Below are 24,279 nucleotides of genomic sequence, written 5' to 3' on the forward strand. Positions count from 1 at the left end.
CGGCAGCTGGGGGCCTCCAGCCTTTCTTTTGAGGATCCTTCCCGGCTTGTCGGGTGGGATTTTTTTGTCCTTCTATCTTTAAAAACTGAGGATTAAATTATATTGAATATCAAGAAATAAAATCCCCGTTAAATTTAATTTCAAAGTAAATTTTCTATTTTTGTGTCACTACTACTTTAATTTTAAATTATGCAAAATATTTTTCAAAAACCCGATTGTGATCTATTTATTGATAGGATTAATCAGTTAAAATCTGATTCGGAAGGTCTATGGGGAAAAATGTCTGTTGATCAAATGCTTGCGCATTGTAACGTTACTTATGAAATGGTTTATGATAATATCCATCCGAAACCAAATGCGGTTATGAAATTTATTTTAAAATTACTTGCAAAAAAAACAGTGGTTGGTGGCAAACCTTATTCAAGAAATATCAATACGGCGCCACAATTTATTATTAAAAATGATCGAGACTTTGGAATTGAAAAAAGCCGGTTAATTGCTTATATTACTAAAACACGAGAATTGGGAGAAAAGGAGTTTGAAGGTAAAGAGTCTCATTCTTTTGGAGTGTTAACTGCTTCAGAGTGGAATAATATGTTTGCAAAACATTTAGATCATCATCTTTCTCAATTTGGGGTTTAATAATTTTTATTGCTATGAAATTTTCTATTATTGTAGTTTTTCTGTTTTTAGGACTAACGGCTAATGCTCAGAAACAAGATGTCCAAAAAACTATTGAAGTGTTTTTTGAAGGGTTTCATCAAAAAGATTCAACTAAAATGAAATCGGTTTGTTCTGATCGTATTATTTTGCAGTCTATTTCAGAGAGCTCTACTAAAGGAAATAAATTGTCAGATGAAAAAGCAAGCGTTTTTTACAAATCTATTGCGTCAATTCCCGCAAATATGAAATTTCAGGAGAAGATTTTAAGTTATAATATTCAAATTGATGGTAGAATGGCGCATGTTTGGGCTCCATATGAGTTTTATTTGAATGAAAAATTAAGTCATTCTGGTGTAAATACTTTTACTTTGTTTAAAGAAAAAGATTCCTGGAAAATTATTTATCTAATAGATACGCGTAGAAAATAATAGATTATATTACTTCAGTGGCGTAATAATGACACGAATCTGCTATTAAGCATTCGTCGCATTTTGGTTTTGGTCGGCATGTTTCTCTTCCTAAAAAAGAAATTGCCATTCCAATTTCTGACCAGATATTTTTTGGCAAAACTTGCATCAAATCTTTTTCTACTTTATTTCCGTCTTTTGCTTCTTTAATAATTCCGATTCTTGGAGCAACACGAATAACATGTAAATCAGCAATTATACCTTCAGCTGGTCTTCCAGTTTCCCTTAAAATTACATTTGCAGATTTTCTTCCAACTCCTTTTAGTGCCGTTAATCCTTGCATAGTCAAAGGAATATCGTCATCATTTTGAATTGTTTTTGCGATTTCTAATATCCAATTGGCTTTTGTCCCGAAATTACGAACTTTACTTATATAAGGAATTAATGTTTCAATATCTGTTTGTGATAAACTTTTTAAAGTTGGAAATTTTTCAAATAAAACAGGTGCTATTTTATTGATATTGGCATCAGAATCTTGGGCAGATAAAATAACCATGATCAATAATTGATAAGTATTTTGATATTCGAGAGGATGTCTTTTTCCTTTATATTTCTCTAAAATTGGTTCCAATTTTGTTTCCCAATCTGATGTTTCTCCAAATAAATTCATTTCAAATTTGTTTTTAAGTTAATCGATGTAAAAATATAACTATCACAAAATTAGCTAGTTTTGATGAAATCTAGTGTCTTTTTAATGACATTTTGATTTCCAAGTATTTTTCGATGACCTAGTCCATCTGTCAAATATAAAGTTCCATTTTCCAAGTGTTGATGAATGTGAATTCCTGCTTTAACAAAAACTTCTGGATCATCATTATCGTGAATTACTAAAACAGGAATTTTTACTTTTTGTGCAGCTCTGTATGCTGAGAAATCATCCATTTTTACTTGATATTTTTCTTCAAAAAGATCCCTTAAGCGTTCACTAATTTCTTGCTTTAAACCTAATTTTGAGATAAATTCATCTAAAATATCCTGAACTATATCGCCACTTCCGATAATTATTGCTTTTTTTACTTGAAGTCCGTCTTTTATTGAGTTTAAAACTGACATTCCACCAAGAGAATGTCCAATTGCAATTTCAAATGGTCCAAACTGCTTTTCTATTTCTAAGATCGAAGCAATAAATTCAGACATAATAGTAGATTTTCCTTTGGATTTTCCATGTGCCGGTGCATCAAAACTAACGGTTGAATATCCAATTTTTAAGAGCTCATCAGCTATTTTGAATAATTGTGTACCTCTTCCAGACCATCCATGAACTAACAAAATTTTGCGATCACTTTTGCCATAATGATAAGTGACAATATTTTTGTCTATTGCGGGAATATTAATTGTTATTTGTTCACTTTTAGAATCCATCTCAAGTTCTCGTTTAGGAATCTTATGTTTTATAGGCGTTGTAAATAATTTTGCAGCGTATTTAGTAACCAATTTGGTGGAAATAAAAGCGCAAATTTTACAGGATACAATAATAAATTGTGGAATTTTTAATGATTTAGTAGGATTAGTTTCCTTTTTTGACATATTGATAATTTTTTTTAGAGAGCAGGATTCTCCTAATTTTTTCCTAAATTTAAAGAACATAAAAGTAGCATATTATTGATTAGCTCTAAAAAAATAAATCAACAATTACTATTTAATACTGTTATAAAATTTTAGGATGGAAATATTTCATTTAAGTGCAGAATGTTACCCAATGGCAAAAGTTGGTGGATTAGCCGATGTTGTTGGTGCATTGCCAAAATATCAGAGAAACGCAGGGCATCAAGTAAGAGTCGTTGTTCCTTGTTATGATACAAAATTTAGAAAGGAAAATGATTTTGAGTGTGTTCATTGGGGAAATGTAAAGCTTGGGAATTTTAATTTTCCTTTTAGTGTTTTAAAAGAAACTTCTGATAAGCTCGGCTATGAATTATATCTTATAGAAATCAATGAATTATTTGATCGTCCTAATGTGTACGGCTACGAGGATGATATTGAACGCTTTTTGTCTTTTCAAATAGCAAGTTTAGATTGGATTGTAGCTCGCAATCAAGTTCCAGAAATAATAAATTGTCACGATCATCATACAGGTGTTGTTCCATTTTTGATAAAGTATGCATATAAATACGAAAGTTTGCGAAATGTAAAAACAGCAATTACAATTCACAATGGTCTTTATCAAGGATGGTTTGGATTTGACAAACTGCATTATTTGCCAGAGTTTGATTTGATTCATGTAGGGTTTCTAGAATGGAATCATTCCATAAATTCATTAGCAGTAGGGGTCAAATGTGCGCATGCTGTTACGACTGTTTCCCCTAGCTATCTTAATGAAATAAATCGTTATGCAAACGGATTAGAAGCGTTGTTTAATTCGGTTCGAAGTAAATCAAAAGGGATTTTAAATGGAATTGATATTGAAGTTTGGGATCCGTCAAAAGATAAAATGATTGAATTTCATTATTCCATAGAAAGTTTTGAAAGTGGAAAACAAAAAAATAAAGAAAAACTTTGCGAACAATTTGAATTAGATCCATCAAAACCATTATTTAGTTTTATTGGACGCTTATTTGATGAAAAAGGAGGTGATTTATTGCCACAAGCTTCGGCATTAGCATTGTCTGAAAATTTTGAAAATATTAATATTTTGGTTTTAGGATCTGGAAATTCTGAAATAGAAATGCAATTGACTCAATTACGTGACGATTATAAAGGCAATTACAATGTTTTTATTGGTTATAATGAAGATTTGGCTCATTTAATTTATGCGGGTTCTGATTTTATTCTAATGCCTTCAAGAGTCGAACCATGTGGTTTGAATCAGATGTATGCAATGCGATATGGAACTGTTCCGGTTGTCAGAAGAACGGGTGGATTAAGGGATACTGTAATTGATTTTGGTGACGAAGGAAATGGTGTTTGCCACGACCAGGCTTCAGTTGGCGATATTTGTTATTCTATAAATCGTGCAGTAAAGCTATACGATGATAAAATAAATTTCAATAAAGTTTTAAAAAGAGGAATGTCAGCAGATCATTCCTGGGAAAGTGTGTGCCAAGAATATATCGAAATATACAACTTAATAATTCAGCAAAATGAAATTTAAAAAGAAAAATGTAGTTGCCATTATTTTAGGAGGCGGACAAGGATCTCGCTTGTTCCCATTAACAGAAACTAGATCAAAACCTGCAGTTCCTATTGGAGGAAAATATCGTTTGGTTGATATTCCAATTTCAAATTGTATCAATTCAGATATTTTTAAAATATTTGTTTTGACACAATTTAATTCTGCATCTTTAAACGCCCACATTAAAAACACTTTTAATTTTAGCATTTTCAGCCAGTCTTTTGTTGATATTTTGGCGGCAGAACAGACACCAGATAATCCTACTTGGTTTCAAGGAACTGCTGATGCCGTTAGACAATGTATGTCTCATTTTTTAAAACACGATTTTGACCATGCTTTAATTCTTTCTGGGGATCAGCTTTATCAAATGGATTTTAACGAAATGCTTGAAGCTCACATTGCGGCTAATGCTGAAATTTCTATTGCAACTTTGCCTGTTAATGCTAAAGATGCTCCAGAATTTGGTATCCTGAAAACAAATCATGAAAGTGTTATTGAAGCTTTTATTGAGAAACCGCATGCCTCTTTGTTGCCAGAATGGGAATCTGAAGTGAGCGAACAGATGCAGGAAAAAGGTAAAAAGTACTTGGCTTCAATGGGTATTTATATTTTCAATAAAGATTTGCTGGTCGAATTAATGTCAAATCCGGAAACGAAAGATTTTGGAAAAGAGATTATTCCACAAGCTGTTGGAAAACATAAAATTTTGAGTTATCAATATGAAGGATATTGGACAGATATCGGAAATATTGAATCCTTTTTCGAAGCAAATATAGGTTTGACCGCTGATATTCCGGAGTTTAATTTGTTTGATAATGACAACAAGATTTTTACAAGACCGCGATTGCTTCCGCCATCAAAATTCAGAAATTCAATTATCAATCAATCATTGATTTCTGAAGGCTGTATTATAAATGCTAAAGAAATTAAAAGCTCCGTAATTGGTATTCGTTCCCGAATTGGTGTTGGAACTGTTCTTGAAAATTGCTACGTTATGGGGAATGATTTCTACCAAGATTTGGATGAACTAAATCACGAAGCTAGCGTAAATAAAATTCATGTTGGAATTGGTGAAAACTGTTTTATAAAAAATGCTCTAGTAGATAAAAATGTCCGCATTGGAAATAACGTTCACATTAGCGGAGGAAAACATTTAGATAATTTCACAAACGAATTATACAGCATAAAAGATGGTATTGTTGTGATTAAAAAAGGAGCAATTCTTTCTGATAATTTTAGAATTGAATAAAATTTTAAAACTCCAAATACAATGAGAAATTCCAATTATTGCCTTAAAAACCAAATATGATAAAAGTAATTACGCATTCTCTATTTACTGATTTTGATATTGATTTATTCAAAGCAGGAAAACATTTCAAATTATATGAAAAGTTAGGAGCGCATTTAATCGAAGTAAACGGAGTAAAAGGTGTTTATTTTGCTGTTTGGGCTCCAACAGCAAAATCGGTTTCAGTGGTTGGTGATTTTAACTTTTGGACGCAAGGTGAACATCTTTTACAAGTTCGTTGGGATTCTTCGGGAATTTGGGAAGGATTTATTCCTGATTTGGCTAAGGGTTCGCTTTATAAATATAAAATTCAATCACATATTGATGGAATTGTAACTGAAAAAGCAGACCCTTTTGCTTTATATTGTGAAAAACCTCCACATACAGCTTCTGTTGTTTGGGACTTAGATTACAATTGGAAAGATAAAAATTGGATGGAATCCCGTCATGAAAATAATGCATTAAACAAGCCTTATTCTGTTTATGAAGTGCATTTAGGATCATGGAAACGCGCAGAACATAATAGGTTTTTGACTTATCTAGAATTGGCAGACGATTTGGTGAAATATGTCAAGGAAACTGGCTTTACTCATGTTGAGTTTATGCCAATTATGGAATATCCTTATGATCCTTCTTGGGGATATCAGCTGACAGGATATTTTGCGCCAACGTCTCGTTTTGGAAAACCACAGGATTTTATGGTTTTAGTTGACAAACTGCATCAAGCTGGAATTGGCGTAATTTTAGATTGGGTTCCATCGCACTTTCCCGATGACGCACATGGTTTAGGCTTTTTTGATGGATCTCATTTATATGAGCATCCTGATAGAAGAAAAGGTTATCATCCGGATTGGAAAAGCTTGGTTTTTAATTATGGAAGAAATGAAGTTCGCGCCTTTTTGATAAGCAATGCGGTTTTTTGGCTTCAAAATTATCATGTTGATGGATTAAGAGTTGACGCTGTAGCTTCTATGCTATATCTTGATTATTCCAGAAATGATGGCGAATGGGAACCTAATATTTATGGCGGAAGAGAGAATTTAGAAACCATAAGTTTTCTTAAAGAATTCAATGAAGTAATCTATTCTAATTTTGATGGAGTTCAGACAGTTGCTGAAGAAAGTACATCTTTTCCAATGGTTTCGAGACCAACTTCTTATGGAGGTTTAGGCTTTGGTATGAAATGGATGATGGGCTGGATGCACGATACTTTGAAATATTTCCAGAAGGAAACTGTTTATCGAAAATACCATCAAAATGATTTGACATTTTCAATGACTTATGCTTTTACAGAAAATTTTATGCTTCCATTCTCGCATGATGAAGTGGTATATGGCAAAAAATCTCTGATTTATAAAATGCCTGGCGATGAATGGCAACGATTTGCTAATTTAAGATTGCTCTACGGCTATATGTTTACACATCCCGGAACAAAATTACTGTTTATGGGAGCAGAATTTGGACAAAGCGATGAATGGAATTTTGAAAAAAGCTTAGACTGGCATTTGCTTCAATATGATTATCATTCGGGAATCAAAAAAGTGATTACAGATTTGAATCAACTATACAAATCTCAGCCAGCATTGTTCGAAAAACAATTTACAGGTGAAGGTTTTGAATGGATTAATTATTCTGATCATCAAAATGCTGTCGTTTCTTATATCAGAAAAGGAAACAATCCTGATGAAAATTTAGTTGTTGTTTGCAATTTTACACAAGTTGTCAGAGAAAATTACAGAATTGGTATTTCTAAAAAAGGAAAATTAAAAGAGATTTTCAATAGTGATGCTAAAATTTATGGAGGAAGTGGTGTTGGTAATCCTAACTCGATAAAAATTGATGTTTCTCCTTATGATGGAAGAGATTATTCTGTTGAAATGACTTTGCCTCCTTTGAGCGTTACAGTTTATTCTTTTGAGTAAAAAAATTAGATGTTATTTTCAGAGATGCTATTTTATCAGTTTAGCGTTTTAAAATTATCGAATTATTGATTTTTTGTAAACTAATTTGTAACTCATTCAGAAAAAACGTTTTCGTGAATAAACCTTTTATTCATAGTGCTTTACCAAGTTTTTTTGTATGTTTGAAGTAAGGATTGAGTTATAAATTAAGACAATAGCGATATGATTACAAATACATCATTAGAACATAAAGGCAATTTATTTCCGTCAAAAATAGTTTCATATGAACATGAGGGAGATTCTATTTCTTTTTACACAGACAATAATGTAATTTTAAAAGTCACGATTCTTAGGGACAGTTTAATTCGTTTTCGTTTTACAACAAAAGGATATTTCAGCAATGATTTTTCGTATGCAATAGACAAAACACAACTTCACGGCTATAATTTTCTCCAAGTTGATGAAGACGAAAATTATTTTGAAATCAGAACCAGTAAAGTAGTCTGCAAAATTAAAAAAGCTGATGTTCGTTTGTCTATTTATGATTTGGAAAATTGCTTAATTCTTCAAGATGAACTAGGATTTCATTGGGAAGAAAGTTATGAGTATGGCGGAAATGTTGTAAAAATGAGCAAATCCTCAAAAGATGGAGAATGTTTTTACGGTCTTGGAGACAAAGCCACTCAAATGAATTTAAAAGGCAAAAGAGTAGAAAATTTTGCCACTGATCAATACGCTTATCATAAAGATCAGGAGCCGCTTTACAAAGTAGTTCCGTTTTATATCGGATTGCATAATCAAAAATCCTACGGAGTTTTCTTCGATAACACTTTCAGAACCTTTTTTGATTTTTGCCAGGAAAGAAGAAATGTAACTAGTTTTTGGGCAGAAGGAGGTGAGATGAATTATTATTTCATTTACGGCCCGCAAATGCAGGATGTAGTTACAACCTATACAGATTTGACAGGAAAACCTGAATTGCCACCACTTTGGGTTTTAGGCTACCATCAATGTAAATGGAGTTATTATCCAGAAAGCAAAGTAAAAGAAATCACGTCAAAGTTTAGAGAACTTAAAATTCCGTGTGACGCCATTTATCTTGATATCGATTATATGGATGGTTTTCGATGTTTTACGTGGAATAAAGAATATTTTCCTGATCCAAAAAAGATGGTTGCCGAATTAGCCGAGGACGGTTTTAAAACAATTGTAATCATAGATCCGGGAATCAAAATTGATAAAAATTATTGGGTTTATAAAGAAGCTTTAGAAAAAGATTATTTCTGCAAAAGAGCCGATGGTCCATATATGAAAGGGAAAGTCTGGCCTGGAGAATGTAATTTTCCAGATTATACAAATCCCGTAGTACGAGAATGGTGGGCTGGATTATTTAAAGAATTAATTTCAGAAATTGGCGTAAAAGGAGTTTGGAATGATATGAACGAACCGGCCGTTATGGAGGTTCCTAATAAAACTTTCCCGATGGATGTTCGTCACGTTTATGACGGAAATCCCTGCAGTCATAGAAAAGCGCATAATATTTACGGAACCCAAATGGCAAGAGCCACTTATCACGGCGTAAAACGATTTGTTTATCCAAAGCGTCCATTTGTAATTACGAGATCTGCTTATTCTGGCGCTCAGCGTTATACATCATCATGGACGGGAGATAACGTTGCAACTTGGGAACATTTGTGGATTGCAAATATTCAAGTTCAAAGAATGTCAATTTCAGGAATGGGATTTACGGGTTCTGATATTGGAGGTTTTGCGGAACAACCAACAGGTGAATTGTATGCGCGCTGGATTCAGTTAGGTGTTTTTCATCCATTCTGCAGAACACATTCTTCTGGAGATCATGGAAACCAAGAACCTTGGGCTTTTGATGAAGAAGTCATTAACATTACAAGAAAATTTGTGAGTCTTCGTTATCAGCTTCTACCATATTTATATACCATGTTTTGGCAATATATTGAAGAAGGTATTCCGATGTTGAAACCATTAGTTTATTATGATCAGGATGATACGCAAACGCATTATAGAAATGATGAATTCATCTTTGGAAATCAAATTTTGGTTTGCCCAATTCTTGAACCTAATGCTGTAGGTAGACGTATGTATATTCCTAGAGGCGAGTGGTATAACTTTTGGACAAGCGAGCTTTTTGTAGGAGGTAGAGAAATCTGGATTGATACTAAATTTGACGAAATTCCGGTTTTTGTGAAAGCAGGTGCAATTATTCCGAAATACCCTGTTCAACAATATGTTGGTGAGTTAGAGTTTGATGAATTGACTTTGGACGTTTATTATAAAAAAGGCAAAGAAAAATCAGAAGTCTATGAAGATGCGCAAGATGGTTATGATTATAAAAAAGGACGCTATAGCTTTTTGTCTTTGAGGACTATTGGAAAAGAAAAAGAATTGATTATTCAGCTTCATAAAGAAGGGAAATATGACACGCCTTATTCTAAATATAAAATCAATTTAATTGGACTTCCATTTAAAGTTACGGAGATTGAAATCGACAATGAAAAAATCGAATTTGATAAAATTGGTTTTGAGCAAAATAATTTCTTGATTGTTGATAAAGAATTCAATGAACTCCATATTGTTGGCGAATAAGTAAATTCTGGTAAATTTTTAAAGAATTCTATAATAATTTTGACTTTAATTAGTTGTATTTTTGTGTGTGTTTAAATTTTTAAAATCATGAAAAAACATCTATTTGCGGGAGTTTTTACAGCTGTTTTGGTTTACAGTTGTGCAACAAATCCAATAACAGGGAAACAAAACTTGAATTTTGTTTCCAATAGTGAATTATTTCCATCTTCATTTCAACAGTACAATCAGTTTTTGACTGAAAATAAAGTAATTACTGGAACTTCGGATGCAAAACTGGTAGAGACAGTAGGTTATAAGATTAAATTGGCGGCAGAGAAATACTTGAATTATTTAGGACAAACACAATATTTAAAAGATTATCGCTGGGAATATAAATTAGTCGATAATAAAGAAGTAAATGCATGGTGTTTGCCTGGAGGAAAAATTGTTGTTTATTCTGGTATTTTGCCTGTAACGCAAAATGAATCTGGCTTGGCAACTGTAATGGGGCATGAAGTTTCGCACGCATTAGCTAATCACGGTGCGCAAAGAATGTCGGCGGCGCAATTGCAGCAAATTGGTGGTGCTGCATTAGGAGCAGCGACAAGCGGAAAGTCTGAAGCAACACAACAAATTTTTGCGCAAGCATACGGAATTGGATCAGAAGTAGGAGTAATGCTTCCATTCAGTAGAAGCAATGAAAGTGAAGCTGACAAAATTGGTTTGACTTTAATGGCGATTGCTGGTTATAATCCAGATGATGCTGTGGCATTTTGGAGCAGAATGGCGGCAAAATCTGGCGCATCAGGAACTCCTGAATTTATGAGCACGCACCCTTCAGATGCAACAAGGATTGCTAATATAAAAGCATTGGTTCCTGAAGCTAAAGCAATAGCGTTAAAAGTAGGAACTATAAAATAATTTTTGCATTTGAAACTAAATGATATTTAAAGCTATTCGAAAACGAATAGCTTTTTTTTGCGCTTTATGATTTAATAATATACCAATTGAATAATTTGTATTTGATTATCATAAAAATTAGATAAATTCGTAGCGCATTAACAAAACCATTTCTATGAAAAACCTACCAAAAGGAGATAAGAAATTATTAAATGCCTGGGCATTTTATGATTGGGCCAATTCAGTTTATACACTAACTATTGCTTCGGCAGTGTTTCCAATATTTTACGAAGCATTATTTACGGATCGCGGTCATTATATCGATGTTTTCGGGATGCGACTCAAAAATTCTGCATTAATTAGTTTTACTACAGCAGCAGCGTTTTTAGTTGTTTCGTTTATTTCACCTTTATTATCCGGAATTGCTGATTATGTTGGAAACAAAAAAGCATTCATGAAGTTTTTCTGTTATTTGGGAGCTTTATCATGCATGGGATTGTATTGGTTTGAACTAGGAAATATTTATATCGGATTGGCATTTTATTTCTTGGGATTGATAGGGTATTGGGGAAGTTTGGTTTTTTATAATTCTTATTTGCCAGATATTGCTTTTGAAGAGCAACAGGATAAAATTAGTGCGAAAGGCTATTCTTTGGGATATATTGGTAGTGTGATTTTATTGCTGATTAATCTAGGAATGATCATGTTTCCAGATACTTTCAGTATTTCAGCAATGGAGGCAATGCGTTATTCTTTTGTAATGGTGGGTGTTTGGTGGATTCTTTTTAGCCAGTATACCTATTATTATTTACCAAAAGGAAGCAAAGAAAATGGTCAAAAACTGACTAGAAGTGTTGTTTTCAACGGCTTTAAAGAACTAAAAAAGGTTTGGGGTTTATTGAATGACAATATCCCTTTACGAAGATATTTAGGCGGATTTTTTGTTTCAAGTATGGCAGTGCAAACCGTAATGCTTGTAGCAACTTATTTTGGTGCGCAAGAAATTAAGTGGTCTTCGCCAGAAGAAAGTCAACAAGGATTAATTATTTGCATTTTATTAATTCAGCTAGTAGCTGTTGTTGGAGCTGTTTTAACTTCAAGAGCTTCGGCAAAATATGGAAATGTGCCAACTTTGATTTTTATCAACGCAATTTGGGCTGTATTTTGTGCTTTGGCATATTTCATAACATTACCAATACATTTTTACGTTATGGCAACTGTTGCGGGATTTGTAATGGGAGGAATTCAGGCATTATCACGTTCTACATATTCAAAATTATTACCAGAAACTGAGGATACAGCTTCGTTTTTTAGTTTTTATGATGTTGCTGAGAAAATCGGAATTGTAATAGGAATGTGCATTTATGGAATAATTGACCAGCAAACAGGAAGTCCGCGTAAAGCAATTGTTGTTCTCGCAATTTTCTTCGTTACATCAATTTTTCTATTAAGAAGAGTTCATAAAAAAGAGGCACTTTAAGTGCCTCTTTTTATTTAATAAAGTATGAAGAAAATAAAACTCAATAATAAAAGACGAATGATTGTTCGATTTTTGATTTGATGATTTTTAAAAATCTTTTATTATTGAGTTTTTTTTAATTTATGCTTTTGAAATACTTCCTGAACCTGAAACTTTTACATCACGTTTTTCAGGATTTCCAGTATATTTAATGTCTCCTGAACCAGAAACTCTTGCAGTTAAGCTTTCATTGCAATTGATTTTTACATCTCCTGAGCCTGAAACCATAACATTAGCGTTTTTAGATTTCAAATTAGCAGCTTCGATATCACCTGAACCAGAAAGTTTAATAACTAAGTCATCTGAATTTCCTTTTAATTTAATGTCTCCTGAACCACTCAAACTGAAATCAAATGAGTTTGCTGCAATATCTAAATCAATATCTCCTGAACCGGATAATTTTGCTGAAAATTTATCATTTTTAATCGGTGATTTTGTAACAACATCTCCCGATCCAGAAAGATTAAGCTCAGATATTTTTTCGAATGGAACTGTAATCTCAACTTTTTTTCCTGTACTCGGACGAATATTGGTTCCTTTTTTTGTATAAATTTTTAAAGCATTATTTTCGACTTCAACAATAATTGCGGCTAAAATATTTTCTTCTCCTTTGATTGTAATTTTTCCTTCTTTTCCTGCTACTAAATCAACATCATAAAAACCTGATATTTTGATTGCATCATATTCTGAAGTTGTTCTTGTCTGAGTTACTACATTTCCGTTTCCGTTAATTTTTTCTTGTGCATTAGCTGTAAGGCCAATTAAAAGTGCACTGCAAACTACTGATTGAATAATTTTTTTCATGGTTTTCGATTGTTTAAAATTATTGTTTTTTGATTAATGATACGTTTCCGTAAGTTGAATTAATTATTACCTTATTCTGACCTTTCTTTTTATGAAAACCACTAATGTTTTTTGAGCTGTTCTTGGTTTCATTGACATTGATTTCTAAATCATCACCATTTTTAATATTTGCATATTTGGTGTTAATATCAAAATCAAATGCATAATTGTAATTGTAGCCTAAAGTAATGTCTGTGTAACCTGAATTGATGTTGACATTGTTTGCCTTTTCTGTCAGTGAGCCAATATTGACTTTGCTGTAATTTGTATTGATGCTTAAATTGCTTGATACTTCAGCAACCGAAACTGTGAGGTAGTTTCCAGAACCTGAAAAAGAGTTTACTTTTTGAAATTTCAGATTTCCGTAATTACAATCGTATTTAATGTTTTGAGCATCAGAAACTACTAAATCTGTATAATTTGCATCAAAATTGATATTGCCTGAATCATTGATTTTCAAACCTGAATAACGAGCTTCTACCGTACCATTTTTGATATAATCTATAGATGAATTTTGACAATATTCGATATTTAGTCTGTTTGTTGCATTGTTCAATTTCCCAAGAGTAACTTTTCCGTATTTACAGCTAATGTCAGTTGCGCCTTCAATTGTCATTGTTGTAATATTTCCGTATTTGTTCATCAATTTTACGGTTCCGTTTTTCGGAATTTTGATTACATAATTGATCTCAAAACTATTACTGCTTCCTCTTCCTTTGTTGGTAGAATTTCCGATTTTAGTAACCGCTGTAACCATTGATTTCAAAGCTGTAATATCAACATCAATTGTGTTCAGTTTTTCATTTACCCAATTTTCATTTCCGCCAGTAACTTTGATCGTAATATCAAGATCAACTTTGTCTTCATCCCAAGTAGATACAGAGATGTTTCCATATTTATTGTCAATATCAATTCCTGCATTAGAGTTTACTATATAGGTTTTTTTGATATTTTTTTGTTTCGAAATATTCGTGTCATCATTTGAAAACCCCAAAAAAGGCATCAAGATGAACAGAATTAGTATTTTATAATGTTTTTTCATGGCTTGTGTTTTTTAAATTTTCGTTTTCTTCAATTCTTTTCAAAACCGTCTGCAGAAATGAAATTCTAGTTTGCAGATTGCTTATCATGGCATAAATGATTTGTTTGTTTTCGCCGTTTTTTTGCAATTCATTAATGATTTTTTGATAATCGGCATCAAAAACTTTCATTTGTTTTAATGCATCATTGATGATTTGCTCATTTTCGGGCGAGCTTTTTTCTTTGAGTTTAACCAGTTCGTTATCAATCAGAATGTTGAAAATAGAGTCGGTACGCTGTGTTTCTTTAGATGCAAATTTGAATTCCTTTGGTTTTTCATTTTTATAAAAAACAGTTATTCCAAGCATTAAAACTATAGTCGCCGCAATTGCTGTGGCAAACCAATAATTTCTCTTTTTAGGTTGTTTTTGGTTTAATTTATTCAAGAAAATATCCTGATGATCTGGATTTAATTCTTGAACATCCCATTGGTCTTCAAACTTGTTGAATAATTGATCTAAATTGTCGTTGTTCTTTTCCATTTTCATATCTCCTCTAATTTTTTTCGCAAACTTTCCTTTGCTCTGCTTAATGTAGTTCGGCAGTTTTGATAACTAATATTCAAAATTTCGCTTATTTCTTCTTGATCGTAACCTTCAATGTAAAAAAGTGTCAGTACCATTCGGTAATTGTCTTTCAGACTTAAAATAGTGTCTAAAACTTGTTTTACTTTTAAAGTGTTAAAATCAATGGTTTCAGAATAAAAGTCATCGCTATCTTCAATTTTATAAAGCGTCTTGCTTAGATCATCGATCTGAAAAGCATTATTCTTTTTGTAAAAATCAATACTATAATTGATCACAATTTTCTTCAGCCACGCGCCAAAAGCAACTTCTTGTTTGTAGTCGTTTATTTTTGTAAATGCTTTCAAAAAACCTTCTTGCATGACGTCTTGTGCAAAATGTTCGTCTTTTACAATACGATAAGCCACGTTGTACATAGCTTTGCTGTATCGGTTGTAAATTTCAAATTGGGCTTTTTGATTATTCTCTTTACAAAGCGCGATTAATTCTTCGATATTTTGGTTGGTTATACTCAAGTAATGATTGCTAGTTTTTTATAATGACTTGACTTTTTTTTATTTGTTACAGTTTCTATAAAATTAATTTTATTTTTTTTGAAATAATTAGATTGTGTAAGATTTTTATTTCTTTGGATAAAATCTATATTTGTACGTAAAATAAATACCACATGAAAAAAAATATTTTATTTCTCTTGCTTTTTGCAATATGCAGTCTTTTAGGTTTTTGTAGTCCATTTGATGATGGACGCGATATCGAAGGTTCTCAGAATAATGGAAGCGGAAATGGAAATGGAAGCGGAACTGTCGAAGAAAAGGCTGTTTTTAAGGCTAAAATTGGCGGAGAAGAATTTGTTGCAAATACTACAACTGCAGTTGTAACAGATGACTATGTATTAATCGCTGGTACTAGATCTTCAAAAGGAGATTTAATTCAGATCATTTTGCCAAGCAATAAAGTAGGAACATATACATGGGCAAACAGCAAAGAAAGCGCAGATCGTTTTGTTTTGGCTTACGCCGAAGAAGCTGGAGGGTATGGATTTATTAGTGCTTCAAACGAAGATGCGGCATTTTTGGAAATAAAAAATTATACAGATACTGCAATCATTAAAATTACTGGGGTAGATAAAACGAAAAAAACAATTTCAGGAACTTTTCAATTCACAGGATTTAGAGAAACAGATAATGGCTCAACTGAAACTAAAGTAATTACAAATGGTACTTTTACAAATGTGCCTTATACTGAAGATATTCCTGCAGATGATTCAGATCAAATTTTGAAAGCAAAAGTAAATGGAGTTGATTTTATTAATGACAAAGTTGATGTAACTGTTGTAAGCGCAACTGGAAGTAATCCATATTATAGTATAGTCGGAAAAAAGAATGATGGCAGTGTAAGTGTTGGTTTGAGTATTAATAAATCATATAATGCTGGAATTTATCAGGTTTCAACTAATTCATCGAATACAGGTGGCGCTCTTGAAAACGTTATTGCAGGTACTTTCAGAATAAATGATTACATATATACATCTAAATCTGGGTCAATCACAATTGTTTCAAAAACAGCAACAAAACTAGTTGGGACTTTTGATTTGGTCGTTCAGAATTTTAGTATAAATGATGAAAAGACAATTTCAGGATCTTTTGATATAGATATAGAAGGTCTATAATAATTTATAAGACTCGCTTAAAATCCGCCTTGTGCGGATTTTTTTTGGTAATACAATTTGATTTTATTAGTTTGGCTGATTAAATAGATGCAGTACATTCCATTATTGGCATAGTGATTGTCTATTTTATAGGTGTATCTTGTAAATTAAGTTTTAGCTTGTTTTTATTAGGAAATAATAAATTTCGAGCTTTATTTGCAAGTTGTATTAATCATTTAATGACAAAACGACTTATATATTATTATGTCAAATCATAAAATACTTACTATTGACAATCTGTCACTTCAGGAATTTGATTCTGAAGCAGAATTAATTCCATTATTAACTCCCGAAGACGAAGAAGAAATGAATAATGAGGAACTTCCAGTTTCTCTGCCAATTTTGCCTTTGCGTAATACAGTTTTATTTCCAGGTGTAGTTATTCCGATTTCAGCGGGAAGAGATAAATCAATCAAATTGATTAATGATGCCAATGCAGGTGGAAAAATTATTGGAGTAGTTTCTCAAATTAACGAGGAAGACGAAGATCCATCTAAAGATGATATTCATAAGATTGGAACTGTAGCCAGAATTCTTCGCGTTCTAAAAATGCCTGACGGAAATGTTACCGTTATTTTACAAGGAAAAAAACGTTTTGAAATAGACGAAGTAGTTTCAGAAGAGCCTTATATGAATGCAACAATAAAAGAGGTTGCAGAAGAAAGGCCAGCGGACAATGATACTGAATTTACAGCAATTCTAGATTCAGTTAAAGAATTGGCAATTCAGATTATCAAAGAAAGCCCAAATATTCCATCAGAAGCTACATTTGCAATTAAAAACATTGAAAGCCAATCGTTCTTGATCAATTTTGTTTCTTCAAACATGAATTTGTCGGTAAAGGAAAAACAAGGACTTTTATCAATAAATGGATTAAAAGAACGTGCTTTAGAGACTTTGCGCTATATGAATGTCGAACTTCAAAAATTAGAATTGAAGAATGACATTCAGTCAAAAGTTCGTTTTGATCTAGATCAGCAACAAAGAGAATATTTCCTTCATCAGCAAATGAAAACCATTCAAGAAGAATTGGGAGGCGTTTCGCAAGAAGAAGAAATGGACGAAATGGGGCAGAAGGCGAAAACCAAAAAATGGGATGAAAAAACGCAAAAGCATTTCGAAAAAGAATTGTCTAAAATGCGTCGTATGAATCCGCAATCGCCAGATTTTGGAATTCAACGCAATTATTTAGAGTTGTTTTTAGAATTGCCTTGGGGCGAATATTCTAAAGATAAATTCGATTTAAAGCATGCACAGAAAGTATTAGATAAAGATCATTTTGGACTTGATGAAGTTAAGAAAAGAATGATAGAGCATTTGGCAGTTTTGAAATTGCGAAATGATATGAAATCGCCAATTATTTGTTTAACTGGACCTCCGGGAGTTGGGAAAACCTCAATTGGGCGTTCAGTTGCAGAAGCTTTAGGTCGTGAATATGTACGTATTTCGTTAGGTGGTTTACGTGATGAAGCAGAGATTCGCGGACACAGAAAAACATATATAGGAGCAATGCCGGGACGAATCATTCAAAGTTTGAAAAAGGCAGGAACTTCAAATCCGGTGTTTATTTTAGATGAAATTGATAAATTGTCTAACGGAAATTCTGGAGATCCATCTTCTGCATTATTAGAAGTTTTAGATCCAGAGCAAAACAATGCTTTTTATGATAATTTCCTAGAAATGGGATACGACTTATCTAAAGTAATGTTTATTGCAACATCAAACAATATGGCGGCAATTCAGCCAGCATTGCGCGACAGAATGGAAGTAATTAAAATGTCTGGTTATACAATTGAAGAAAAGGTTGAAATTGCAAAAAGACACCTTTTTCCAAAACAATTGGAAGCGCACGGATTAACTTCAAAAGATTTAACAATTGGAAAAAAACAATTGGAAAAAATTGTTGAAGGTTATACACGTGAATCAGGTGTTCGTAACTTAGAAACTAAGATTGCCCAGGTAATTCGTAATGCGGCAAAAGCGGTTGCAATGGAGGAGGAATACAATAAAAAAGTTACAGATGAAGACATTGTAGCTGTTTTGGGAGTTCCGAGATTAGAGCGCGACAAATACGAAAACAATGATGTTGCCGGAGTGGTTACGGGCTTGGCTTGGACAAGTGTTGGGGGAGATATTTTATTTATAGAATCATTGATTTCAGAAGGAAAAGGTGCATTGACAATTACAGGAAATCTTGGAAATGTCATGAAAGAATCTGCTACAATTGCTTTAGAATATATTAAAGCTAATGCTAAGAAATTAGGATTGAGCACGGAAATTTTCCAGAAATATAATATTCACTTACACGTTCCGGAAGGAGCGACTCCAAAAGACGGTCCAAGTGCCGGTATTGCAATGCTGACTTCATTGGTTTCATTGCTTACTCAAAAGAAAGTAAAGAAAAGTCTTGCAATGACTGGAGAAATTACTTTACGTGGAAAAGTTTTGCCAGTTGGAGGTATTAAAGAGAAAATCTTAGCAGCGAAAAGAGCCGGTATTAAAGAAATCATTTTGTGTCACGAAAACAAAAGTGATATCGATGAAATCAAAGCTGAATATTTAGAAGGACTTGCTTTTCATTATGTAAAAGAAATGAGCGAAGTTCTTGCAATTGCACTTACAGATCAAAGTGTGAAAAATGCAAAACAACTGAAGTAAGCTTTAGTTTAAAAAAATCAATATTATAAAATCCAAATTTCAATTGTTTTAGATTGGAATTTGGATTTTTTTTGTTCTTTTTTTTGATGTTTTTGGAATTTAATTATGGCATAGTTGTTGATTTTAAGGTAATTATAAAAATTATTTTTTCTATTATATAATTTTATCTTTGTATTTACGTTATTCCCACATAGGAACGTTCCAAAAACATGTTAAAACAGATTGTTTTATTTTTTATGTTGCTACTTTGTTCGAGTTCAATCGGGCAAGTAGGAGGGCGCTACACCTATCAATTTCTAAACCTGACATCATCGCCCAGGCAAGCAGCGTTAGGAGGAAAGGTTGTTACGATTTATGATGAAGATGTTAACCAAGTGATGTTTAATCCCGCGGTTTTGAATGAAGATATGGATAATCATTTAGCAATGAATTACGGGAGTTATTACGGCGAAGCTTCTTACGGAACAGCTTCGTACGCTTATACTTACGACAGACATATTCAAACTTTTTATGCTGGCGTAAGTTATGTCAATTATGGAAGTTTTGAAGGTTATGATGAAAATGGCCAAGCCACATCAGATTTTACAGGGAGTGAAGGCGCGCTAACACTAGGATATGCTTACAATGTTCCTTATACAGACTTGCATATTGGGGTAAATGGGAAGTTAATAACTTCGACTTTAGAGAGTTATAATTCTATTGGTGGTGCAATTGATGTGGGAATTATGTATCAAATTGAAAAAAATGATGTAAATTTGGCCTTAGTATTTCGTAATATTGGAACACAGTTTACAACATATTCAGGAATAAAAGAGAATTTGCCCTTTGAAATCATAGCAGGTGTTTCACAAGAATTAGAGCATGTACCGCTTCGTTGGCATCTTACATTAGAAAATTTGCAACAATGGAACATTTCTTTTTCGAATCCCGTTCGTGGTGAAACAAATATCGATGGGTCAACAAGTGACGAGAAAGTCTCGTTTGTAAATAATGCTTTGCGACATGTTGCTTTTGGTTTGGAGCTATTCCCCGAGAGAGCATTTAATTTGCGTTTAGGATATAATTTTAGAAGAGGAGAAGAATTGCGAATTGATGAACAACGCAATTTTTCAGGGGTTTCATTAGGATTTGGCTTAAGAATGAATAAATTAAAATTCAATTATTCTTATTCAAGATATACATTGGCAGCTAATACAAGTCTTTTTGGTCTAACTTTAAATTTTCAATAGTTAATGAAAATATTTACTTTATTTTTGTTTATGACAGTAGGTGTTTTTTCAGGAGCAAAACACTACTTCAAGGAAGATGAATCTACGATAACCAATGTCGAGATTGAAAGAATTAACAGCAGAATAACTGACATAAGAAATATGATTAATGCTGATCGTAGATACAATTCTAAAATCGCATTTTTGATTGATATGAAGGTTCCTTCTGGAAAAAATCGTTTTTTTGTTTACGATTTAGAAAAGAACGAAGTTATAGATCAAGGTCTTGTAGCTCACGGTTCTGGTTCAGAAACTGGTATCAAAGGCATGTTAAAATTTAGCAACATGCCAAACTCTAATTGTACAGCTTTAGGCAGATATTCAATTGGAAAAACATACAAAGGTATTTTTGGCAAAGCTTATAGATTAGCAGGTTTGGATGAAACTAATAATAAGGCTTTAGAGAGAGCTATAGTTTTGCATGCTTATTCTGCAGTTCCATTGCTAGAACAAGATTATTATATCAGCAATAGCCATGGATGTCCAATGGTAAATGAGGAATTTTTCAAAAGAATCCAAAAAATTATTGATAGTTCCAAAACGAATATTTTAATGGATATTTACTATTAAAATAAATAATAGAGAGAAAACTTTTAGTTTAAATTATTATAGCTTTTTATTGTCATAAGTAATTTTACTTTTGATAATCGAAAGCTTTTTTTTGTTTAAAAGTAATCTTTTATAACTGTTGTAAATCTTCCGAATAAAGAGAAAGATGGTTACATTTGCAACACTTTGATTAATTAGACTAATAAAATAAAAATAAAAAATTGAAAAAGATTACCATTGCAATCGACGGATTTTCATCAACTGGAAAAAGTACTTTAGCAAAACAACTGGCAAAAGAGCTTGAGTATGTCTATGTAGATACTGGAGCAATGTATCGTGCAGTTGCCTATTTTGCGATGCAACATAATTTTATTGGAGTTGACTTTTTTGAAAAAGAAGCGTTAATTGCATCATTACCAAAAATCCAGCTAGAGTTCAAATTTAACTCTGATTTAGGTTTTGCAGAAATGTATTTGAACGGTGACAATGTGGAAAAACAAATCAGGACTATTGAGGTGTCTAATTTTGTTAGTACAGTTGCTGCAGTTTCTGGAGTTCGTTCTAAATTAGTCGAACAACAACAGGAAATGGGAAAAAACAAAGGAATTGTAATGGATGGCAGAGATATAGGAACTGTTGTTTTTCCTGATGCAGAACTTAAAATTTTCATGACGGCCAGCGCCGAAACCCGTGCACAAAGACGTTTTGATGAATTACAGCAAAAAGGCGACAACGTGTCGTATGAAGAAGTTTTGAAAAATGTTGTTGATCGTGATCATATGGATACTCATCGTGAAGATTCTCCATTGGTAATTGCCGATGATGCGATTGAGATTGATAATTCCTACTTAAATAAAGAAGAGCAGTTTGCGGCTGTTTTAGAATTAGTAAATGATGTTGTAAAAACCGCTTAATTTTTTGCAGATATTATTTTAAAAAATTAGTTTTACCGCTTTATTTTATTCAAAAGACAATTTTATCATATGGGGATTAAAAACAGATTGATCATAATGAGCTTTCTTCAATTTTTTGTTTGGGGAGCCTGGCTTATAACAATTGGAAATTATTGGTTTGGGACGAAAAACTGGGAAGGAACTCAATTTGGGCTTGTTTTTGGAACCATGGGAATTGCTTCTCTTTTTATGCCTACACTTACAGGTATTATTGCTGACAGATGGATTAATGCCGAAAAATTATACGGTGTCCTTCATATACTTTATGCAACAGTTTTGGTTGGAATTGCGCAGGTTGCTACACCAGATACTTTTATTGTAGTTATGCTTTTGGCAATGTGCTGTTATATGCCGACTATTGCTTTAAGTAATTCGATATCTTATACTTCATTAAAATTAAACAATAAAAACATTGTTAAAGATTTTCCACCAATTCGTGTTTGGGGAACAATTGGTTTTATTGTTGCCATGTGGATTACAAACTTAAGCGGAAGTAAAGCAACAGAGTATCAATTTTATATTGCCGGTGCAGGCGCTTTGATTCTTGGGATTTACGCTTTTACATTGCCAAAATGTGAGCCACAACGTTTAATCAAGGAAAATGCAACTTGGATTGAAACTTTTGGTTTAGAATCATTTAAGCTTTTTGCCAACTACAAAATGGCTTTGTTTTTTGTTTTTTCTATGTTTTTGGGAGGAGCACTTCAATTGACAAATGCTTATGGAGACGTGTTTTTAGATGAATTTAAGCATTTTCCAAAATATGCAGATTCGTTTGTGATTCAATATTCGACTATTATTATGTCGATTTCTCAGGTTTCTGAGACATTGTTTATTTTGGCGATTCCGTTTTTCTTGAGACGTTTTGGAATCAAACAAGTTATGTTGATTAGTATGCTGGCTTGGGTTTTACGTTTCGGATTATTTGCTTTTGGAGATCCAGTTGGAGGTTTATGGATGATTATACTTTCTTGTATCGTTTACGGAATGGCATTTGATTTTTTCAATATTTCAGGTTCTTTATTCGTAGAAAGTAATACAGATTCTAAAATTCGTTCTTCTGCGCAAGGATTGTTTATGATGATGACCAATGGAGTAGGAGCGGTTCTAGGAAGTTTGACTTCGGGATGGGCAATTGATCGTTTCTTTACAAAATCGTTTGCTAATACAACTGAGTTAGCTGGGTTTCTACAAACTGATGCAACAAATGAAAAGATGGTAGAATTTGTAAAGAGCCAAGGAAATTCAATTTCTGCAGATGGAATTTTTACAAATCCAGTTTTAATGAAAGATTGGCATACTATCTGGCTTTCGTTTGCGCTTTATGCTTTGGTGATTGCGATTGCTTTTGCTGTTTTGTTTAAGCATAAACATGATCCTAAGGAGATTGAGAGTTTGAGTCATTAAAAAATATATAATCTTTAATTACTGTATTAAGTATAAAGAGATAGTTTAAATAGAATTTTTAAAAATATAAAATACCACAAAAGTTTCTAAATTTAGAAACTTTTGTGGTATTTTTGTTATGTTATAAATTGAATGAAATATTTTGAAACTAAATTTTTAGAAGAAGCGCGGGAATTTATATTAAAATTGGATGCAAAGATTAGCGCGAAAATTTTATATAACATTGATTTAGCAGAAAAGAAACAAGATCCTAGATTATTTAAGAAGCTTAGTGATGATATTTGGGAATTTAGAATTAGGTATGCGAGAGTTCAAATTCGACTTTTAGCATTTTGGGACAAAACTAATAACAAGAAAACTTTGGTTATTGCAACTCATGGTTTTATAAAAAAGGTTGATAAAGTGGCTGGAAGTGAAATTGAAAAAGCTAATAAAATTAGAATGAAATATTTTGAAAATAAAATAGATTAGTTATGGCAAAGAAAGAAATAAAGATGTATTCGCTTTCTGAAATGAAAGATGAAGTTATTGGGAAAATTGGAACTCCTGAAAGAGATCAATATGAATACGAACTTAGTATGGAGTTATTAGGAAGGATGATTAAAACTGCTAGGAAAGAAAGAAATCTGACCCAAGACCAATTAGGTGAATTAGTTGGTGTGAAAAAATCTCAAATTTCAAAATTGGAAAGTAGTGCCAATAGCGCAACAATAGATACGGTTATAAAAGTTTTTAAAGCATTAAAGGCAGAAATAAGTTTTAATGTAAAGATTGAAAATCAGACTTTGCAGGTTTCTTGAATCTTTGTCAAAGTTTAAAACTTTGACAAAGATAGTCA

General features: G+C 32.5%; 22 protein-coding genes. 16 read left to right on the forward strand and 6 right to left on the reverse strand.

What is annotated here, in order from left to right; all coding sequences use genetic code 11:
- Positions 1-189 precede the first annotated feature (189 nt).
- Positions 190-642 carry a DUF1569 domain-containing protein gene (locus tag EYY60_RS19055; RefSeq protein ID WP_132990876.1) on the forward strand — a complete coding sequence of 151 codons (453 nt, stop codon included), beginning with the start codon at positions 190-192 and terminating at the stop codon, positions 640-642.
- A 14-nt stretch (positions 643-656) separates the two neighbouring features.
- Entirely contained in the window at positions 657-1,091 is a 435-nt protein-coding gene (locus tag EYY60_RS19060) for a nuclear transport factor 2 family protein (RefSeq protein ID WP_132990877.1), read from the forward strand.
- 4 nt (positions 1,092-1,095) lie between these two features.
- Here EYY60_RS19060 and EYY60_RS19065 read toward each other — a convergent pair whose 3' ends face one another.
- Both EYY60_RS19065 and EYY60_RS19070 read right to left on the reverse strand, forming a co-directional pair.
- Positions 1,096-1,740: an endonuclease III domain-containing protein gene (locus EYY60_RS19065; RefSeq protein ID WP_132990878.1), complete on the reverse strand. Its 645-nt coding sequence runs from the start codon at positions 1,738-1,740 to the stop codon at positions 1,096-1,098.
- 50 nt (positions 1,741-1,790) lie between these two features.
- Complete coding sequence (locus tag EYY60_RS19070) at positions 1,791-2,657, reverse strand: alpha/beta fold hydrolase (protein WP_132990879.1); 867 nt, start codon at positions 2,655-2,657, stop codon at positions 1,791-1,793.
- A 136-nt stretch (positions 2,658-2,793) separates the two neighbouring features.
- Between EYY60_RS19070 and EYY60_RS19075 the strand changes: the two genes are divergently transcribed.
- The 6 genes from EYY60_RS19075 to EYY60_RS19100 all read left to right on the forward strand — a co-directional run bounded on the left by EYY60_RS19075 (position 2,794) and on the right by EYY60_RS19100 (position 12,412).
- Positions 2,794-4,221: a glycogen synthase gene (locus EYY60_RS19075; RefSeq protein WP_132990880.1), complete on the forward strand. Its 1,428-nt coding sequence runs from the start codon at positions 2,794-2,796 to the stop codon at positions 4,219-4,221.
- On the forward strand, positions 4,211-5,491 hold the full coding sequence (locus tag EYY60_RS19080) for a glucose-1-phosphate adenylyltransferase (protein ID WP_132990881.1): 1,281 nt from the start codon (positions 4,211-4,213) through the stop codon (positions 5,489-5,491). The genes EYY60_RS19075 and EYY60_RS19080 overlap by 11 nt, the downstream gene beginning before the upstream one ends.
- A gap of 56 nt (positions 5,492-5,547) precedes the next feature.
- On the forward strand, positions 5,548-7,452 hold the full coding sequence (glgB, locus tag EYY60_RS19085) for a 1,4-alpha-glucan branching protein GlgB (RefSeq protein ID WP_132990882.1): 1,905 nt from the start codon (positions 5,548-5,550) through the stop codon (positions 7,450-7,452).
- Between the two features lie 201 nt (positions 7,453-7,653).
- Entirely contained in the window at positions 7,654-10,053 is a 2,400-nt protein-coding gene (locus EYY60_RS19090) for a glycoside hydrolase family 31 protein (RefSeq protein ID WP_132990883.1), read from the forward strand.
- A gap of 87 nt (positions 10,054-10,140) precedes the next feature.
- Positions 10,141-10,953: a M48 family metallopeptidase gene (locus EYY60_RS19095; protein WP_132990884.1), complete on the forward strand. Its 813-nt coding sequence runs from the start codon at positions 10,141-10,143 to the stop codon at positions 10,951-10,953.
- 154 nt (positions 10,954-11,107) lie between these two features.
- Positions 11,108-12,412, forward strand: a complete 1,305-nt coding sequence (locus EYY60_RS19100) for an MFS transporter (protein WP_132990885.1) — start codon at positions 11,108-11,110, stop codon at positions 12,410-12,412.
- Positions 12,413-12,532: 120 nt separating this feature from the next.
- On the opposite strand, the gene EYY60_RS19105 is transcribed toward EYY60_RS19100, so the two are convergent.
- The 4 genes from EYY60_RS19105 to EYY60_RS19120 are packed head-to-tail and all read right to left on the reverse strand — an operon-like array spanning position 12,533 to position 15,413.
- Positions 12,533-13,255: a head GIN domain-containing protein gene (locus EYY60_RS19105; RefSeq protein ID WP_132990886.1), complete on the reverse strand. Its 723-nt coding sequence runs from the start codon at positions 13,253-13,255 to the stop codon at positions 12,533-12,535.
- 19 nt (positions 13,256-13,274) lie between these two features.
- Complete coding sequence (locus tag EYY60_RS19110) at positions 13,275-14,336, reverse strand: hypothetical protein (RefSeq protein WP_132990887.1); 1,062 nt, start codon at positions 14,334-14,336, stop codon at positions 13,275-13,277.
- The gene (locus EYY60_RS19115) at positions 14,320-14,862 is read right to left on the reverse strand and encodes an anti-sigma factor (protein WP_235832363.1); all 543 of its coding nucleotides are present in this window, start codon (positions 14,860-14,862) and stop codon (positions 14,320-14,322) included. The genes EYY60_RS19110 and EYY60_RS19115 overlap by 17 nt, the downstream gene beginning before the upstream one ends.
- Positions 14,859-15,413 carry an RNA polymerase sigma factor gene (locus tag EYY60_RS19120; RefSeq protein WP_132990888.1) on the reverse strand — a complete coding sequence of 185 codons (555 nt, stop codon included), beginning with the start codon at positions 15,411-15,413 and terminating at the stop codon, positions 14,859-14,861. The genes EYY60_RS19115 and EYY60_RS19120 overlap by 4 nt, the downstream gene beginning before the upstream one ends.
- 152 nt (positions 15,414-15,565) lie before the next feature.
- Between EYY60_RS19120 and EYY60_RS19125 the strand changes: the two genes are divergently transcribed.
- The 8 genes from EYY60_RS19125 (at position 15,566) to EYY60_RS19160 (ending at position 24,241) form a co-directional block, all read left to right on the forward strand.
- Positions 15,566-16,567 (forward strand): DUF6252 family protein, encoded by a 1,002-nt coding sequence (locus EYY60_RS19125; RefSeq protein ID WP_132990889.1) that lies wholly within the window; start codon positions 15,566-15,568, stop codon positions 16,565-16,567.
- Positions 16,568-16,810: 243 nt separating this feature from the next.
- On the forward strand, positions 16,811-19,264 hold the full coding sequence (gene lon, locus EYY60_RS19130; protein WP_132990890.1) for an endopeptidase La: 2,454 nt from the start codon (positions 16,811-16,813) through the stop codon (positions 19,262-19,264).
- Positions 19,265-19,473: 209 nt separating this feature from the next.
- Complete coding sequence (gene porQ, locus EYY60_RS19135; protein ID WP_132990891.1) at positions 19,474-20,493, forward strand: type IX secretion system protein PorQ; 1,020 nt, start codon at positions 19,474-19,476, stop codon at positions 20,491-20,493.
- A 3-nt stretch (positions 20,494-20,496) separates the two neighbouring features.
- Complete coding sequence (locus EYY60_RS19140; protein ID WP_132990892.1) at positions 20,497-21,102, forward strand: murein L,D-transpeptidase catalytic domain-containing protein; 606 nt, start codon at positions 20,497-20,499, stop codon at positions 21,100-21,102.
- Between the two features lie 200 nt (positions 21,103-21,302).
- Positions 21,303-21,995 (forward strand): (d)CMP kinase, encoded by a 693-nt coding sequence (gene cmk, locus EYY60_RS19145; RefSeq protein WP_132990893.1) that lies wholly within the window; start codon positions 21,303-21,305, stop codon positions 21,993-21,995.
- A gap of 69 nt (positions 21,996-22,064) precedes the next feature.
- Positions 22,065-23,441 carry a nucleoside permease gene (locus tag EYY60_RS19150; RefSeq protein ID WP_132990894.1) on the forward strand — a complete coding sequence of 459 codons (1,377 nt, stop codon included), beginning with the start codon at positions 22,065-22,067 and terminating at the stop codon, positions 23,439-23,441.
- A 132-nt stretch (positions 23,442-23,573) separates the two neighbouring features.
- Positions 23,574-23,912, forward strand: coding sequence for a type II toxin-antitoxin system RelE/ParE family toxin (locus EYY60_RS19155; RefSeq protein ID WP_132990895.1), 339 nt, complete (start codon positions 23,574-23,576; stop codon positions 23,910-23,912).
- A gap of 2 nt (positions 23,913-23,914) precedes the next feature.
- The gene (locus EYY60_RS19160) at positions 23,915-24,241 is read left to right on the forward strand and encodes a helix-turn-helix domain-containing protein (RefSeq protein ID WP_132990896.1); all 327 of its coding nucleotides are present in this window, start codon (positions 23,915-23,917) and stop codon (positions 24,239-24,241) included.
- The last annotated feature ends 38 nt before the right edge of the window (positions 24,242-24,279 follow it).

The sequence above is a fragment of the Flavobacterium zhairuonense genome, from assembly GCF_004352915.1.
GTDB classification, from domain to species: domain Bacteria; phylum Bacteroidota; class Bacteroidia; order Flavobacteriales; family Flavobacteriaceae; genus Flavobacterium; species Flavobacterium zhairuonense.

What these genes read in the sequence shown, in the direction of transcription:
- EYY60_RS19075 (WP_132990880.1), top strand. Translation starts at nt 2,794, where the DNA reads ATGGAAATATTTCATTTAAGTGCAGAATGTTACCCAATGGCAAAAGTT.
- EYY60_RS19110 (WP_132990887.1), bottom strand. Translation starts at nt 14,336, where the DNA reads ATGAAAAAACATTATAAAATACTAATTCTGTTCATCTTGATGCCTTTT.
- EYY60_RS19140 (WP_132990892.1), top strand. Translation starts at nt 20,497, where the DNA reads ATGAAAATATTTACTTTATTTTTGTTTATGACAGTAGGTGTTTTTTCA.
- EYY60_RS19060 (WP_132990877.1), top strand. Translation starts at nt 657, where the DNA reads ATGAAATTTTCTATTATTGTAGTTTTTCTGTTTTTAGGACTAACGGCT.
- EYY60_RS19125 (WP_132990889.1), top strand. Translation starts at nt 15,566, where the DNA reads ATGAAAAAAAATATTTTATTTCTCTTGCTTTTTGCAATATGCAGTCTT.
- porQ (WP_132990891.1), top strand. Translation starts at nt 19,474, where the DNA reads ATGTTAAAACAGATTGTTTTATTTTTTATGTTGCTACTTTGTTCGAGT.
- EYY60_RS19105 (WP_132990886.1), bottom strand. Translation starts at nt 13,255, where the DNA reads ATGAAAAAAATTATTCAATCAGTAGTTTGCAGTGCACTTTTAATTGGC.
- EYY60_RS19155 (WP_132990895.1), top strand. Translation starts at nt 23,574, where the DNA reads ATGAAATATTTTGAAACTAAATTTTTAGAAGAAGCGCGGGAATTTATA.
- EYY60_RS19115 (WP_235832363.1), bottom strand. Translation starts at nt 14,862, where the DNA reads ATGAAAATGGAAAAGAACAACGACAATTTAGATCAATTATTCAACAAG.
- EYY60_RS19160 (WP_132990896.1), top strand. Translation starts at nt 23,915, where the DNA reads ATGGCAAAGAAAGAAATAAAGATGTATTCGCTTTCTGAAATGAAAGAT.
- EYY60_RS19055 (WP_132990876.1), top strand. Translation starts at nt 190, where the DNA reads ATGCAAAATATTTTTCAAAAACCCGATTGTGATCTATTTATTGATAGG.
- EYY60_RS19070 (WP_132990879.1), bottom strand. Translation starts at nt 2,657, where the DNA reads ATGTCAAAAAAGGAAACTAATCCTACTAAATCATTAAAAATTCCACAA.
- glgB (WP_132990882.1), top strand. Translation starts at nt 5,548, where the DNA reads ATGATAAAAGTAATTACGCATTCTCTATTTACTGATTTTGATATTGAT.
- EYY60_RS19095 (WP_132990884.1), top strand. Translation starts at nt 10,141, where the DNA reads ATGAAAAAACATCTATTTGCGGGAGTTTTTACAGCTGTTTTGGTTTAC.
- EYY60_RS19090 (WP_132990883.1), top strand. Translation starts at nt 7,654, where the DNA reads ATGATTACAAATACATCATTAGAACATAAAGGCAATTTATTTCCGTCA.
- lon (WP_132990890.1), top strand. Translation starts at nt 16,811, where the DNA reads ATGTCAAATCATAAAATACTTACTATTGACAATCTGTCACTTCAGGAA.
- EYY60_RS19065 (WP_132990878.1), bottom strand. Translation starts at nt 1,740, where the DNA reads ATGAATTTATTTGGAGAAACATCAGATTGGGAAACAAAATTGGAACCA.
- EYY60_RS19080 (WP_132990881.1), top strand. Translation starts at nt 4,211, where the DNA reads ATGAAATTTAAAAAGAAAAATGTAGTTGCCATTATTTTAGGAGGCGGA.
- EYY60_RS19150 (WP_132990894.1), top strand. Translation starts at nt 22,065, where the DNA reads ATGGGGATTAAAAACAGATTGATCATAATGAGCTTTCTTCAATTTTTT.
- EYY60_RS19100 (WP_132990885.1), top strand. Translation starts at nt 11,108, where the DNA reads ATGAAAAACCTACCAAAAGGAGATAAGAAATTATTAAATGCCTGGGCA.